Source organism: Actinoplanes sp. NPDC051411, from assembly GCF_040682075.1.
Taxonomy (GTDB): Bacteria; Actinomycetota; Actinomycetes; order Mycobacteriales; family Micromonosporaceae; genus Actinoplanes.
The window spans coordinates 189,319-203,257 of record NZ_JBFBAD010000003.1 but is presented as its reverse complement, the minus strand read 5'-3'; the positions used below and the strand labels follow the sequence as shown (position 1 = coordinate 203,257).

The following is a 13,939-nucleotide window of genomic DNA, read 5'->3' as shown; positions in this document are numbered from 1 at the left end:
GCTGCTCCCCGGAGCAGCCGGCGACCTCGCCGCCGTCCTCCGCTTTCGGACCGACCGACGTCATGTTCGCGCAGATGGCGCTGGCCCAGGATCACGACGGATCCCAGGTCGCGGCGCTGGCCTCGACACGGTCGAGTGATCCTCGGATCCGGACAATCGCCTCATCGCTGCGGGATCGCTTCGCGGCCGACTCGGGCACGCTCTCACGGTGGCTCCTGGGCTGGCAGCAACCCCTCACGGCCCCTCCGGGGGCCCATGCCGGGCACGGCGATCTGCATGCGTTGCAACCGGCCGATCTGGCTTCCTTACGCGCCGCTTCGGGCGCGGTTTTCGACCGTACGGCCGTGGCCCTGCTCCTCGGCGGCCTGCACAACAGCGTCGAAACCACCCGGATGGAGTCCACCGGCGGCGACTACCCGCCGGCCCGGCAGCTGGCCACGTCGATGACATCCGCCTATCAGGAACAGATCCGGGCATTGCTGGTCATCGCGGCCGCGCAATGACGGGTAGGGTTCGCGGATGCCCTGGCTGATGGCCCCGACCGCCCGCTTGCACACCGCGTTCCTCGAGGCGCACCACGAGTGGGGGCCGGGCCTCCACGAGGACGGCTTCGGCCTGACCCTCGACGACGACGTCGAGACCGCGGCCGGCTTCGCCGCCTGGGTGAGCCGCCTGACCCGGGCCGAAGACCCCGCCGCCGGCCTGTCCCCCGCCACCTACCGGTGGATCGTCGAGGACGACGCGGTCCTGGGCGGCATCGCGCTGCGGCACACCCTCAACGAGTCGCTCGGCCAGATCGGCTACGGCGTACGCCCCTCGGCCCGCCGCCGCGGGCTCGCCACCTGGGCCCTGACCGAGATGCTGGGTGAAGCCCGCACCCGCGGGCTCCGCCGGCTGCTGGTGGTCTGCGCCACCGACAACGTCGCCTCGGCCCGCACGATCCTCCGCTGCGGCGGCGTCCTCGAACCATCCTCCGGCCCGACCCAGCGATACTGGATCCCGCTGTGAACCTCGACGCGCTGACCGGGATCGCCGCCGGCGCCCGCGTGGTGGCGAAACCGCACACCACGTGCCGGCCTACCTGCGGATGCGCCGGGCCCGTTTCCGGCCTCTCGAGTGGCTGCGGGCGTACGGCGGGATCCGCTTCCACGGCATCGACCTGCCCGGCAGCCTGGCCTCCATGCTGCCCGCGCTCGACGTGGTTTCCGCCTACCTCCCTCGCCGCTCCCCTCGCTCGCCGAGATCCGCCGCCTGGCCTCGATGTACGCCGGTCCCGACACCATTCCGGCGTTCGCCGCCTACAGCGCGATGTCCCCGACCGACCGCGACCAGCTGACCGTGCTCCTGTCGACCCTGGCACGACCGTCACCCGCCGCCCGGCGCCGTCCCGCCCGGCCGGCTTCGAAACCGCGGAGGTCGGCCTGCCACCGGCCCCGGCCGACAGCGCCGAGGCCATGCTCGGGCCGGGCCTCCACCGCCTGTCCCCGTCCACCCCGGCCGGCGACCGCATCCGCACCCTGGACACCTTCGCCGAGGTTCCGGTGGCGGCGGCCTTCGACGCCCTGGCCTGCCCGGCCACGGGTTAGCGCGTGTCCGCGGCCAGAACGAGTTTGCGGAGCAGATCGGCGAGGGTTTCCCGCTCGGCCGGGGTGAGTGCCGCGAGCAGCGTGGCCTCGCCCCGGTTCTCCTCGGCCGAGTGACGCTCGAAAACCTCGTAGCCGAGGCCGGTCAGCCGCACCCGGACCCGACGGCGGTCACCGGTCTCGCCGGTACGGGCGATCAGGCCGTCCTCCTCCAGCGGCCGCAGGCGGGCCGACAGCGCCCCGCGGGTCAGCCCGAGCCGCTCGGCCAGCACCGACGGGCTCGCCTCGTAGGGTGGACCACCCTTCCGCAGCCCGAGCAGCACCTTGAACCGCCACCGCTCCAGATCCCCGGCCGTGGCCGCCGCGCGCCGGGCCTGCCCGAGATGCCGGCTGAGGATCATCAACCGCACCACGATCGCCTCCTGAACCGGGTCGAGCCAGTCCAGCTCCCCCGCCCACTCCGCCACATGCTCGTCCGCCGCGTCCCGCATGGTCGCCCCCAGGTAGTTTCCTTACGGATAGTTTTTCGGATAACTATCGTCTCGGCCATGACCTACCTCGACGAGACTCTCGTTGCCGCCCGCGAACTGTCCCGCGCCTCCCGCTGGCCCCGCGCGCTGTCCCTGCTCGACGCGGCCTTCGGCACCGTCACCGGCGCGGCGTCTGACCTCGCCCTCGACGCCCCCTCTGACGCCAGCTCCGACGCGGCCCTCGACGCCGCCGCCGGCCCGGCTTCCAACGTGGACCTCGACGCCATCGTCAGCCCGGCTTCCAACGTGGCCCTTGATGCGACCGTCAGCCTGGCTCCCGACGCCGCCGCCGGCCCGGCTCCCGGCGCCGCCGTCAGCGCGGCTTCCGACGCGGCCCGTGATGCCGCCCGGGGCGCAGCCACCGATGACCGGGCCCGCATAGCCCTGGCCGCCGCCGAGGTCGCGCTGGACAGCGACTGGTTCGCCGAAACCGCCCTGGCCGCCGCCCGCCTGACCACCGCCGACCGGCTGTGCGCCCCGTCCTGGGACCTGGACTTTCTGCACCTACGCCACGACTACCGGGCCCAACTCCACGCCTCCGGCACCGCCGAATTCGGCCCGGCCGGCAAAGATCCCGCCGCCCTCGAGCACCTGCGCGACCAGGCCGGTTCGCTGGCCGACCGCGCTCCCGACCGGCTCCGGCACGGCTGGGCCCGCATGTACCTCGGCCTGATCCTCGACAACCTCTTCGCCGACCCCGAGGCTGCTCCATTCCATTACGCCGCAGCCCTGGAAGCCGGCGACGCCCGTCCGATCCCCGAGGCGCGCGAGACCGGCCAGGCCCGTGCCGTCCGCGCGGACTGCGCGAAGGGCGACGACCTGCCGGCTCGCGAGGGCCGTGCGACGCGGGATGACCTGCCGGCTCACGAGGGCCGTGCGACGCGGGATGACCTGCTCGCTCGCGAGGCCCTTCGCCACCTCGGCGCGCACGACCGCGACCGAGGCGATCTGGCCACCGCCCGGGCACGCTGGGAGCGCGCCACCTTCCTCGGTGCTCGCGCGGGCCTGGTAGCCGGCACTCTCTCCCAGCAACTCCTCCTGGCCGTACTGTCCCTGGAAACCAACGACGAACCCGGCGCCCGCCGCCTGGCCGCCGAGATCGCTCGCTGGAGCAGCGCCATCGGCGCCCCCGGCCTCGAATCCCAGGCCGAATCCCTCCTCGCGGCCGACCCCGTTGGGTAGCCGTTTCAGAGCTTCCGAGCCATCACCATCTCGTCGTCCTCGAATTCACCGGTCGGCTCGAACCCCAGCGCCCGGTAGAGCCGCTCGGCCCGCGCGTTCGCCGGGTGGCAGGAGAGCCGGATCTCCCGAGCTCCCGGCCGCCCCGCAAGCCGCTCGACCAGTGCCTCCACAGCGGCCCACCCGATCCCGTTCCCCTGCTCGGCCGCATCCACGATCATGCCCCCCAACCCAGTAGGCATCGTCATCCCGAGCCCACATGACGTGCCCGACGACGCTCTCGCCCGCCATGATCGCCAGCGAATGCCAGAGATCCTCCCGCGAGGACAGCAGCAGATAACGCGCCCCGAGCGCCGCCACAAACCGCCGCTGCTCGTCCCGCGGCGCCACGTCCGCGACAGCCCGCCAGTTCTCGTCGTCCACTTCGGCCAGCGCGACACTTCGCCCGGCCCGATCCACAAACCCAGCACTCACCAGGAGGTCCCCGTCGATAGCAGTCCACCGCCCGCGCCGGGCGGCCCCGGATTCAACCACCCGCCCGAGCCCTCACCACGGCCGCACAACCGTGCGCCGGCACCCACCCCGCCCCTTGTGGGTGGGCCGATCCAACCACCCGACTCCGACAACTTCCGCCCGTCATCCACAGTCGACCGGCTATCCACAGGCGCCGAAAATTTGCCGGCTGGGATCCGAGCGCCCTGAAACCCTGTGTCCATGCGAAATCACCACGAGACCCCGGTCAACAGTCCCAACGGCCAGGTGGCCAAATCGGCGCCACCAGCGCTGGTCCGGGAAATCTCGAGGGGACCGCCACCCGCGGTCGGCTGCGACGCTCGTTGAATAAACAGGCCGCGGCCGACGGCTCGGCTCCTCCGCCGATCGGCGCCCGGGTCGAGGAAGCAAAGAGCTCTCGCGCATCAGCGAGACACCTCGGCGCCGCGGCCGGGAGGGCGCTTCGGAACGGGCCGGCTTGGTCGCCGAGGCAAGGTCGATGCGTGCCGGAGGGTCAGGCGCTCCTCGTGGGTCTCGGGCTCGAATCGGAACACGGCGCGGGAGCGAAACCATCGGTCGGGCACAGGGTCATCAGGCGGGGCCGGAGTCAATCGGCGACCGGCGGCAACGGACTAGGGCGACGGCATTCGCCGGAATTCTGCGGCGTGGTCACGGGCCCACGACTCGTACGGGAGAGCCGGACGCCCGGTCAGCCGGGCGACCTCGTCGGTGAAGGGTTCGGGATGGTCGACGAAATGGGATTGGCCGGCGACGATCGATTCGGCCAGCGAAGCCGGAAAGAGCGACCTGGCCTCGGCGGGCGGGACCTCCTCGAAACGCAGCGAGCGGCCCAGAACCGACCCGAGCACGGCCAATTGCGCGGCCTGTGTCAGCTGCGCCGGGCCGGTCAGGTGATAGGCCTGCCCCCGATGGTCGTCGGAGGTCAGCGCGCGCACGGCCACCGCCGCCAGGTCGGCCTCGTGAATCAGCGACCGGCGGGCGGACGGGAAAATCCAGCGCAGCGTGTCCGAATGCCGCAACTGGGAGGCCCACGCCAGCGTGTTTGCCGCGAAGCCGCTCGAGCGCAGAAAGGTGTAGGGGCCGGCCGCCGCGATCAGGTTTTCGAGATAGCCGTGCGAACCCATGATGGTGCCGTCCGGATTGTCGCGCGGGGCCGCGCCGTGGGCCGACAAATACACGATCGGGCGCGGGGCCAGTGCCGCGATCAGGTCACGCGCGGCGGAATCGGCCTCGACCGACGGAAAGACCAGGAAAACGGCGTCCACGCCGGTCAGATCCAGCGACGCCGGATCGGTGAGATCTCCGGCGACCATTTCGGCCCCCGGAACGGTGACGGCCGGGTGCCTGGTCACGGCTTTCACGCGTACGCCCGGAAGCAGCGCAAGCTGCGCAGCGACCTGGCCACCCACCCGGCCCGTCGCACCGGTGACCAGAACTGTCCGTGGTGTCATGAGCCGACCCTAAAAGCTGAATCGCGGTTGAGGTCAAGAGCCGAAGGCGCGAGCCTCGCGGTCGAAGAGCGCGGGATCGCTGTGCTGCGGGATCACGCAGAGCAGATGGCCGCCGGGCGCCCGGAGAATGCGGCAGTCGAGCCAACGGTCGATTTCGGCCGCACCGAGTCCGATCAGCCGTGCGGTTTCGGCATCGAGGTCGTCGGTCTCGATGTCGATGTGATAGCGCGCCGAATCGTCGACGGCCTGGACCGCCAGATCGAGCCCCGGCAATGCCCCGGGCAGCGACGTGAATTGTTCCTCGCTGGGCACCGGACGCGCCGGAACGCCGAGCGCCGCCGACCAGAACGCGGCGGCCGCCGGCGCCTCGGCCCGCGGGACATCGATGAGGACGACGGAAACGCGACTCCGGTGCACGTCCGCAGATTACCCGGGCCCGATCTCTTTCCGCATTCGCACGAGCGGCACCGGCGTGCCGCCGGTCGCGTCGCTGAGTTCCTCGATGACGCGAAACCCGGCCGATTCATAGAGCGGCCGGCCGGCCATGGTTCCCATCAGGTCGAGCGTCCGGAAGCCCTGTTCTCGCGCCGCGTCCTCGCAAAGGGTCAGAATGAGCCGCCCGACTCCGCGCCGCGCGAAGTCCGGATGCGTATACATCGCCCGCACCTTGGCCGGTTCCACCTCCGGGTCGAGAAGCGCCGCGTCCCGTCCCGCCGAATGGTCGCCGCCGTAGAGCGTGGCCCGCCGGCTCCATCCGCCGCACCCGGCGATCCGCCCGGTTTCCTCGACGACGAAATAGGTCCCGTCGTCGATCAGCTGCGTGTCCAGCCCCATGATCGCCCGGCTCGATTCGATCTGCGCCGCGTCCAGAAAATCCTTCTGCAGCTCCCCGATCGCCGCCTCGATGACCGGCCGCAGTGCCGGCAGGTCCCCGCGCGTAGCCACCCGGCTGACAAACCCCATGCTGTAGAGAATGTATGAAGAGATGACGGGCAGCCACCGCATCGCCTGGTCCGGCCTGCCCGCGTCGGTCGCCGCCGCGCTCGGCCGGGCCCTGGGCAGCGGGATCGTCTCGGCCGACAGCCAGCCCGGCGGCTTCTCCGACGGCCTGGCCGCCCGGGTCCGGCTGGCCGACGGTCGCCGCGCGTTCGTCAAGGCCGCCTCGTCGGGGGTCGCCGCCTTCCACCGTCGGGAGGCGCGGGTGGCCGAGGTACTCACCCCGACCGGGCTGGTCCCGCGCCTGTTGCACGTCCACGACGACGGCACGTGGGTGGCGCTGGTGTTCGAAGAGGTCGCGGGCCACCTGCCTGCTCAGCCGTGGCGGCGTCCCGAGCTGGAGCGGGTCCTCTCATCGCTGACCACGCTGACCGAAGCACTGACCCCGTCGCCGGTCCCCGCCGAGATCCTGGCCCGGCCCCGCCTGGGCGGCTGGCGCGAGCTGAGCGCCCGGCCCGAGCTGAGCGGCCGACCCGAGCTGAGCGGCCGACCCGAGCTGAGCGGCTGGCGCGAGCTGAGCGGCTGGCGCGAGCTGAGCGGCCGGCCTGAGCCGGACGGCCGGCCCGAGCCGGACGAAGCCGCCGGCCGGGATCGTTCCGCTGTCCTCTGAGACCGCGTCTCGCCGGCCGCCGGCCTGGACGGACTGCCGGCGCTCGAAGACCAGGCCCAGCTCGACCGCTTGCTGGTCCTCGAAGAGCAGGCCACGACGGTCCTGGCCGGCGACACCTTGCTGCACGGCGACCTGTACCCGTTCAACCTCCTGTTGACCCCCGACCGCGTCGTCGCCGTCGACTGGCCGCACGCCTGGATCGGCGCACCCTTCTGCGACGCGCTGACGCTGATGTCGAGCGCCTCCCTCAGCGGCATCGACCCCCAGACCCTGGCCGACCGTCACCCCTTGACCCGCGACCTGGATCCCCGGTCGGTCGACGTCTTTCTGGCCGTGCACGCGGGCTTCCTCTTCCGCGTGGCCACGAACGCCGGCCCGGCCACCGGTCCCCGCCTGATCGCCATGATGACCAGGCTCGGAACCGCCTCCCTGAGCTGGCTGCGCCGCCGCTGGTGAGCCCGGATCAGGGAAGCTCGACGTCGCGGTAATCCTGCGCCGCGCCCTCGGCGACTATCGAGCGCTCGGCAAGCCACTCGACCGCGCGGCGCTTGGCCCGGGCGTCCCGGAACGAGTTCCACACCGGGACCAGCTCGGGGTATTCCTGGTGCAGCTCGTCCTTGAACCGGCGGAAGGCGCCTTTGCCCTGGAGCGCCCGGGCCAGCCGCCGCCCGGCCGCCTCGTCACTGATGCCCTCGGCGAAGTCGGCCATGTCCCGATACCACACCCTTGACGGCAGCGGATCGATGACGATGAGCCCGCGCTCTTCCACTAGCTCGTCGACCTCGACCGGGTTCTGCCCGTCGATTCCCAGATCGGACGTCCAGAACTCGAGCTTCCCGGTCGCCGGGTCGATGAGCCACAGGTGCTCATAGTCGGTCTGATCGCCGAGCGCCTCGGCGATCTCCTCGAGGTCCAGCTCACTGGGCTCCAGCATCCAGCCACGATAGGCCGCGGCGGGCTAGGGTGGAGAGTGGGCCTGACGCACAAGGAAATCTTCGAGCGGTACATGCACGCCGGCGCGATCACCCGGAACCCGGAGGCGATCGCCGCGCTGTTCACCGAGGACGGCGTCTACGATTCGCCGCTGGTCCCCGACGACCATCCGCTCCGGCACCTGGTCGGCCGCGACGCGATCCGCACCGGAACCGGTGAATATCACCGGCAGCCGGCCTACCCGGGCGCGATGAACCTGGAACGGTCCGCCTACGTCCTGCACGACACCACCGATCCCGACGTCTTCATGGCCGAGATCGACGTCGCTTTCGATGAGCCCGGCGGGCGGCGGACGACGATTTCTCTCCTGCAGGTCTTCCGCCTGCGCGACGGCCAGATCGCGATGCTCCGCGACTATTTCACCGGGGTGCCGTCGATCAGCTCGCCGGAAACGGTGAAGTAGCGGAACTTGGCGAAGAACGCCGGGCGTGAACACCTCCAGCGCCAGCAGCGGTCTGATGAGCGCGGGAAGCGGCCCGGGTCAGGCGCGGCGGTCGAGGAACTCGTAGACGTCCTGGGCGTCGACGCCCGGGAAGGTGCCCGGCGGGAGGGCGGCCAGCAGGTGCGAGTGGACGCGGGCCGACGGCCAGGCGCTGCCCGACCAGCGGGAGACCAGGTCGGCCGGCGGGCGCCGGCAGCACGTCGGGTCGGGGCAGCGGGACACGGTGCGCCGGGTGGTGTCGCCGCCGCGGAACCAGCGGGCGTGCTCGAACGGGGTGCCGACGGTCACCGAGAACTCGCCCGAGCGGGTCGACTCGATGTGGACCGTGCACCAGTAGGTGCCGGCCGAGGTGTCGGTGAACTGGTAGAACGACGAGTAGCGGTCTTCGGCCTGGAAGATCTCTCGGGACGCCCACTTGCGGCACACCGGCTGGCCCTCGATCGCGCCGGTGACGTCGGCCGGGAACAGGACGCCGTCGTTCTCGTACGCCTTGTAGACGATGCCGCTCTCGTGGACCCGGGTGAAGTGGACCGGGATGCCGAAGTGGTGGGTCGCCAGGTTGGTGAACCGGTGGGCGGCCGTCTCGTAGGACACGCCGAACGCGTCGCGGAAGTCGTCGATGGCCAGGGCCCGGTCGGCCTTGGCCTCGCGCAGGAACTCGACCGCGAACGTCTCCGGCATCAGCAGGGCCGCCGCGAAATAGTTGGCCTCGACGCGCTGGCGCAGGAAGTCGCCGTAGTCCGACGGGTCGGCGTGGCCGAGCACGAAGTGGCCCAGGGTCTGCAGCACCACCGCGCGCGGGTCGTGGCCCTTGTTGCTCGCCACCTGGGGAAGGTAGATGCGGCGGTTGCGCAGGTCGGTCACCGAGCGGGTCGAGCCGGGCAGGTCGCTCACGTAGTGGAGGGTGAACCCGAGCTGGGCCGCGATGTCGAGGATGCCGCGCTGGGACAGCGGACCGGTGGCGTGGCGCACGGAGCGGAGCACCTTCGCCGCCGCCTGCTCGATCTCGGCGAAGTAGTTGTCGCGTTCGCGCATGTTGACGCGTAACTGGGCGTTCGCCCGGCGCGCCACCTCGGGTGTCGCACTCTGCTCGGTCAGGACCCGTCCGAGCTCGCGATGCAGGCCGATCAGGGCCTCGAGCGCGTCGGCGGGCAGGCGCCGGCCCGCGCGTACGGAAGGAAGGCCCAGCCCCTGATAAGCCGGCGCCTTCTGCAGATGCGCGAGTTCGATCTCGAGCCCGGCCCGGCGCGAAGGCGCCTCGGGCCGCAGCAGGTCGGCGACCTGGACGCCGAGCGCGGACGCCAGCGCCTGGAGGACCGACAGCTTGGGCTCGCGCTTGCCGTTCTCGATCACCGAGAGCTGGGACGGCGCCCGGCCGACCGCGGCGCTGAGCTGCTCGAGCGTCATGCCCTTGGTCCGCCGGAGATGGCGGAGGCGCTGGCCGAGGGTCACGAGGTCGACACTTTGCGAAGCGGTCACGGGTTTCACCCTAGCGGAAAAAATGACGAATTTCTGCTCACAAATGGCTTCTGACACCCGGATGACACCAGCCAGTGTGAAAACTCAAGCGAACACGAAGGGAAGGAACCATGAGCGATCAGCTGACCGAAGTCAGGGGCGGTACCGCAGCGGACCTCACTCGGACGTGGGCCGGCGATCCGCGGTGGCTGGGTGTCAAGCGCAGCTACAGCGCGCACGACGTGATCCGGCTGCGCGGCACCGTCCAGGAGCGGCACACCCTGGCCGAACGAGGCGCCCAGCGACTGTGGGAGATGCTGCAGAACGAGGACTACGTCAACGCGCTCGGTGCGCTCACCGGCGGCCAGGCCGTGCAGCAGGTGCGGGCCGGGCTCAAGGCGATCTACCTGTCCGGCTGGCAGGTCGCGGCGGACGCCAACCTGTCCGGGCACACCTATCCCGACCAGTCGCTCTACCCGGCGAACTCGGTGCCGTCGGTGGTCCGGCGCATCAACAACGCGCTGCTTCGGGCCGACCAGATCGACACCGCGGCGGGCCGCAGCGAGCGCGACTGGCTGGCCCCGGTCGTCGCCGACGCGGAGGCCGGTTTCGGCGGGCCGCTCAACGCGTTCGAGCTGATGAAGGCCATGATCGCGGCCGGCGCGGCGGGCGTGCACTGGGAGGATCAGCTGGCGTCCGAGAAGAAGTGCGGCCACCTGGGCGGCAAGGTTCTGATCCCGACGGGTCAGCACATCCGTACGCTCAACGCCGCCCGCCTCGCGGCGGACGTCGCCGGCGTGCCCAGCATCATCATCGCCCGCACCGATTCGCTGGCCGCCGATCTGCTGACGACCGACGTCGATGAGCGGGACCGCCCGTTCCTGACCGGAGAACGGACCAGCGAGGGCTTTTTCCGGGTGCGGTCGGGGCCGGCCGCGGCGATCGCGCGCGGCATCGCGTACGCCGATTACGCCGACCTTCTGTGGGTCGAGACCGGAAAGCCGGATCTTGACTTCGCGAAAGAGTTCGCCGAGGCCGTGCACCGGGAGCACCCGGGCAAGATGCTCGCCTACAACTGTTCGCCGTCGTTCAACTGGAAGCGCAATCTCGACGACGCCGACATCGCCCGGTTCCAGAAGGAGCTCGGGGCGATGGGATACAAGTTCCAGTTCGTCACGCTGGCCGGTTTCCACGCGCTCAACCATTCGATGTTCGAGCTGGCGCGGGGCTATGCCGAGAGCGGCATGACGGCGTACGTGAAGTTGCAGGAGGCCGAGTTCGCGGCCGAGGCCGACGGTTACACGGCGACCAAGCACCAGGCCGAGGTGGGCACCGGGTATTTCGACGCGGTCTCCACGGCGCTCAACCCCGACAGTTCGACGACCGCCCTGACCGGCAGCACGGAATCGGAGCAGTTCTGATGACTGAGACAGTGACCATTGTCGGCCTGGAATATCCGGAGATTCTGAGCCCGGGCGCCATCGAGTTCATCGTCGCGCTGGACCGTGAGTTCGGCGCCCGCCGGGTGCAGTTGCTGGAGCGGCGCCGGCGGCGGCAGGTGGCCCGAACCGACGATCTCGACTTTTTGCCATCGACGGCGGATGTTCGCGGCGACGAGAGCTGGCGCGTGGCCCCGCCCGCGCCCGGCCTGATCGACCGCCGGGTCGAGATCACCGGCCCACCCGAACGCAAGATGACGATAAACGCCCTCAACTCGGGCGCGAAGGTCTGGATGGCCGACTTCGAGGACGCCCTCTCCCCCACGTGGCAGAACGTGGTCGAGGGTCAGCTCTGGCTCCGGCAGGCACTCGACGGGGTTCTGGACTACACCGCGCCCGACGGCAAGCGCTACGTCATCGGCGCCGAACTCCCGACAATCATGGTCCGTCCCCGCGGCTGGCACCTCCCCGAGGCCCACCTGCGCATCGGCGGCCGCGCGATCTCGGCGTCCCTGTTCGACTTCGGGCTCTACTTCTTCCACTGCGCCCAGCGGCAGCTCGACCGGGGCAGCGGCCCCTACTTCTACCTGCCCAAGCTCGAATCCCACCTGGAGGCCCGCCTCTGGAACGACGTGTTCGTCTTCGCCCAGGAGCACCTCGGCATCCCCCGCGGCACGATCCGCGCGACCGTCCTCATCGAGACGATCCCGGCGGCGTTCGAGATGGACGAGATCCTGTACGAGCTGCGCGAACACTCGGCCGGCCTGAACGCGGGCCGCTGGGACTACCTCTTCAGCATGATCAAGAACCGTCCGGACGTCGTGCTCCCCGAACGCTCCCAGATCACGATGACCGCGCCGTTCATGCGGGCGTACACCGAACTGCTGGTCAAGACCTGCCACCGCCGCGGCGCCCACGCGATCGGCGGAATGGCCGCGGTGGTGCCCTCCCGGGAACCGGTGGCCGCCAAACGGGCGCTCAACCAGGTCCGCCAGGACAAACGCCGCGAGGTCGGCGACGGCTTCGACGGCTCCTGGGTCGCCCACCCTGGCCTGGTCGAAACCTGCCGCGAGGTCTTCGACCAGTGGCTCGGCACCGAACCCCACCAGATCGTCCGCCGCCGCGACGAGGTCCACGTCACCGCCTCCGAACTACTGGACGTGAAAACGACCGGCGTCCAGGTCAGCGAGGTCGCTCTCCGCACCAACGCCAGTGTCGCGCTCCGTTACATCGCGGCCTGGCTGGGCGGCCGCGGCGCCGTCGCACTCAACGGCCTGATGGAAGACGCGGCCACCGCGGAAATCTGCCGCGCCCAACTCTGGCAGTGGATCGCGACCGGCACCCCGACCGACTACGGCGTCCCGGTCAACGCCGCCCTGGTCAGCCGCATGCTGCGCGAGGAGGTCGACGTCCTGAGCGAGACCGGCGCCCTCGACGAGGACGGGGCGCGGCGCTTCGGCCAGGCCCGCACCCTCCTGACGGTGCTCCTCACGGAGCGCAACTGCCCGGAGTTCCTCACCCTGCCGGCGTACCTGCGGCACCTGTCCGGCAGTGCCGGAACCCCGGCCCGAGCCACAATCGCAGCCTGACGGCTGACGGAACGGCGAGGCCGGGGGCACGGCCTCGCCGTTCCGGTGGGCGCTTTCTCGTGTACGCCGTCCCGAGCTCGTCCGTCCGTTGTGTCCGTCAGAGCGGGACATGACGGACCTCCTCAACGAGCAGTGGGCGCAGGACCTGGCCGTACGCGTCGAAACCCTCCGCCGGCTCAAGGACATCGCGTGCGCCGGAGCCGATCCGGGACCGTCGGCCGCGGCGGTCGACGCGTTCCTGGACCGCGCCGACGCGGCGGTACGGAAGCAGAACCGGCGCGGGCGCCCACTGCTCGACCACTGGCGCGGGCTGTCGGTGACCACGGCGTTCGAGAACGTCCACGCCGCCGAGGTGTTCCTCGTCGACCTGATGACCGAGGAGCAGATCCGGGTGCTGCTCCCGTCGGTGATGGCGCGCGCCCGGGCCGTCCTGGACGCGGACGACCCGCGCCTGCACGACATCCGCAAGTTGACGGAGGACGACCTCTTCTGCCGGACCCACTTCCAGCAGGCGATGCGGGCGGGCTTCACGGCCGAGGACCAGATCTTCGCCCGCGTGCGCACGTTCCGCAACCTGGTCGTGAAGTGCACCGGCCTGCTGATCGTCATGGTCGGCGTCATGGTCGCCCTGGTGACCACCCACCCGGAGTCGATGCCGCTGTGCTTCGCCCCCGGCGGCGGGCTGACCATGGCCTGCCCGCACGGCGACCACACACTGCCGACCGCCGAGGACATCCTGATCGTGGTCGGCCTGGGCCTGCTCGGCAGCGCGGCCGCGGCGGCGTTCGCGATCCGGGGCCTGCACGGCATCCCGACGCCGTACGACATCCCGGTGGCGCTCGCGGTGTTCAAGCTCCCGCTGGGGGCGTTCACCGCGGTGACCGGCCTGCTCCTGCTGGGCGGCGACTTCGTGCCGGGCTTCTCGGCGCTCGACTCCCAGCGGCAGATCCTGGCGTACGCCCTGACCTTCGGTTACGCCCAGCAGCTGGTGTCGCGCCTGATCGACAACCGGGCCCGGGCCATCGTCAGCCGCCTGCCGGTAGCCGTCGCCGGCCACGCGGACCGGCCCTGACCTCCCCGCCGCGGTGCCGGCCCTGACTTCCCCGCCGCGGTGACGGAGGCGGTAAAAAGTTTGTGAGAGTCGGGCACCGGTGGC

General features: G+C 70.9%; 17 protein-coding genes. 10 read left to right on the top strand and 7 right to left on the bottom strand.

The window, feature by feature from the left end; genetic code table 11:
* The 3 genes from AB0M88_RS02945 to AB0M88_RS02935 all read left to right on the top strand — a co-directional run.
* On the top strand, positions 1–503 hold a 503-nt coding region (locus AB0M88_RS02945; RefSeq protein ID WP_364094437.1), incomplete at its 5' end, for a DUF305 domain-containing protein.
* Positions 504–519: 16 nt separating this feature from the next.
* Positions 520–1,008, top strand: coding sequence for a GNAT family N-acetyltransferase (locus tag AB0M88_RS02940; RefSeq protein ID WP_364094434.1), 489 nt, complete (start codon positions 520–522; stop codon positions 1,006–1,008).
* Positions 1,009–1,454: 446 nt separating this feature from the next.
* Entirely contained in the window at positions 1,455–1,586 is a 132-nt protein-coding gene (locus AB0M88_RS02935) for a hypothetical protein (protein WP_364094432.1), read from the top strand.
* On the opposite strand, the gene AB0M88_RS02930 is transcribed toward AB0M88_RS02935, so the two are convergent.
* Positions 1,583–2,074 (bottom strand): MarR family transcriptional regulator, encoded by a 492-nt coding sequence (locus AB0M88_RS02930; RefSeq protein WP_364094429.1) that lies wholly within the window; start codon positions 2,072–2,074, stop codon positions 1,583–1,585. The two genes, AB0M88_RS02935 and AB0M88_RS02930, sit on opposite strands and share 4 nt — an antisense overlap.
* Positions 2,075–2,131: 57 nt before the next feature.
* On the opposite strand from AB0M88_RS02930, the gene AB0M88_RS02925 reads away from it, so the two are divergent.
* Complete coding sequence (locus AB0M88_RS02925) at positions 2,132–3,295, top strand: hypothetical protein (RefSeq protein ID WP_364094426.1); 1,164 nt, start codon at positions 2,132–2,134, stop codon at positions 3,293–3,295.
* A gap of 5 nt (positions 3,296–3,300) precedes the next feature.
* Here AB0M88_RS02925 and AB0M88_RS02920 read toward each other — a convergent pair whose 3' ends face one another.
* The 4 genes from AB0M88_RS02920 to AB0M88_RS02905 all read right to left on the bottom strand — a co-directional run bounded on the left by AB0M88_RS02920 (position 3,301) and on the right by AB0M88_RS02905 (position 6,261).
* On the bottom strand, positions 3,301–3,540 hold the full coding sequence (locus AB0M88_RS02920) for a GNAT family protein (protein WP_364094424.1): 240 nt from the start codon (positions 3,538–3,540) through the stop codon (positions 3,301–3,303).
* Between the two features lie 876 nt (positions 3,541–4,416).
* Entirely contained in the window at positions 4,417–5,256 is an 840-nt protein-coding gene (locus tag AB0M88_RS02915) for an NAD(P)H-binding protein (RefSeq protein ID WP_364094421.1), read from the bottom strand.
* Between the two features lie 33 nt (positions 5,257–5,289).
* A complete protein-coding gene (locus tag AB0M88_RS02910; protein ID WP_364094420.1) occupies positions 5,290–5,673 on the bottom strand; it encodes a VOC family protein in 384 nt (127 codons plus the stop codon).
* A gap of 9 nt (positions 5,674–5,682) precedes the next feature.
* Positions 5,683–6,261 carry a GNAT family N-acetyltransferase gene (locus AB0M88_RS02905; protein WP_364094417.1) on the bottom strand — a complete coding sequence of 193 codons (579 nt, stop codon included), beginning with the start codon at positions 6,259–6,261 and terminating at the stop codon, positions 5,683–5,685.
* Between AB0M88_RS02905 and AB0M88_RS02900 the strand changes: the two genes are divergently transcribed.
* Together AB0M88_RS02900 and AB0M88_RS02895 are read left to right on the top strand one after the other, a co-directional pair.
* Positions 6,230–6,862, top strand: coding sequence for a hypothetical protein (locus tag AB0M88_RS02900; RefSeq protein ID WP_364094414.1), 633 nt, complete (start codon positions 6,230–6,232; stop codon positions 6,860–6,862). The two genes, AB0M88_RS02905 and AB0M88_RS02900, sit on opposite strands and share 32 nt — an antisense overlap.
* 24 nt (positions 6,863–6,886) lie before the next feature.
* Positions 6,887–7,318: a phosphotransferase gene (locus AB0M88_RS02895; protein ID WP_364094459.1), complete on the top strand. Its 432-nt coding sequence runs from the start codon at positions 6,887–6,889 to the stop codon at positions 7,316–7,318.
* Between the two features lie 7 nt (positions 7,319–7,325).
* On the opposite strand, the gene AB0M88_RS02890 is transcribed toward AB0M88_RS02895, so the two are convergent.
* The gene (locus tag AB0M88_RS02890) at positions 7,326–7,796 is read right to left on the bottom strand and encodes a UPF0158 family protein (protein WP_364094411.1); all 471 of its coding nucleotides are present in this window, start codon (positions 7,794–7,796) and stop codon (positions 7,326–7,328) included.
* Between the two features lie 36 nt (positions 7,797–7,832).
* On the opposite strand from AB0M88_RS02890, the gene AB0M88_RS02885 reads away from it, so the two are divergent.
* The gene (locus AB0M88_RS02885; protein WP_364094409.1) at positions 7,833–8,258 is read left to right on the top strand and encodes a nuclear transport factor 2 family protein; all 426 of its coding nucleotides are present in this window, start codon (positions 7,833–7,835) and stop codon (positions 8,256–8,258) included.
* A gap of 78 nt (positions 8,259–8,336) precedes the next feature.
* On the opposite strand, the gene AB0M88_RS02880 is transcribed toward AB0M88_RS02885, so the two are convergent.
* Positions 8,337–9,776 (bottom strand): helix-turn-helix domain-containing protein, encoded by a 1,440-nt coding sequence (locus tag AB0M88_RS02880; RefSeq protein WP_364094407.1) that lies wholly within the window; start codon positions 9,774–9,776, stop codon positions 8,337–8,339.
* 110 nt (positions 9,777–9,886) lie between these two features.
* On the opposite strand from AB0M88_RS02880, the gene aceA reads away from it, so the two are divergent.
* The 3 genes from aceA (at position 9,887) to AB0M88_RS02865 (ending at position 13,855) form a co-directional block, all read left to right on the top strand.
* On the top strand, positions 9,887–11,176 hold the full coding sequence (gene aceA / locus AB0M88_RS02875; protein WP_364094404.1) for an isocitrate lyase: 1,290 nt from the start codon (positions 9,887–9,889) through the stop codon (positions 11,174–11,176).
* A complete protein-coding gene (gene aceB / locus AB0M88_RS02870) occupies positions 11,176–12,783 on the top strand; it encodes a malate synthase A (RefSeq protein WP_364094401.1) in 1,608 nt (535 codons plus the stop codon). Before aceA ends, aceB begins: the two co-directional genes overlap by 1 nt.
* A gap of 109 nt (positions 12,784–12,892) precedes the next feature.
* On the top strand, positions 12,893–13,855 hold the full coding sequence (locus tag AB0M88_RS02865; RefSeq protein WP_364094398.1) for a hypothetical protein: 963 nt from the start codon (positions 12,893–12,895) through the stop codon (positions 13,853–13,855).
* The last annotated feature ends 84 nt before the right edge of the window (positions 13,856–13,939 follow it).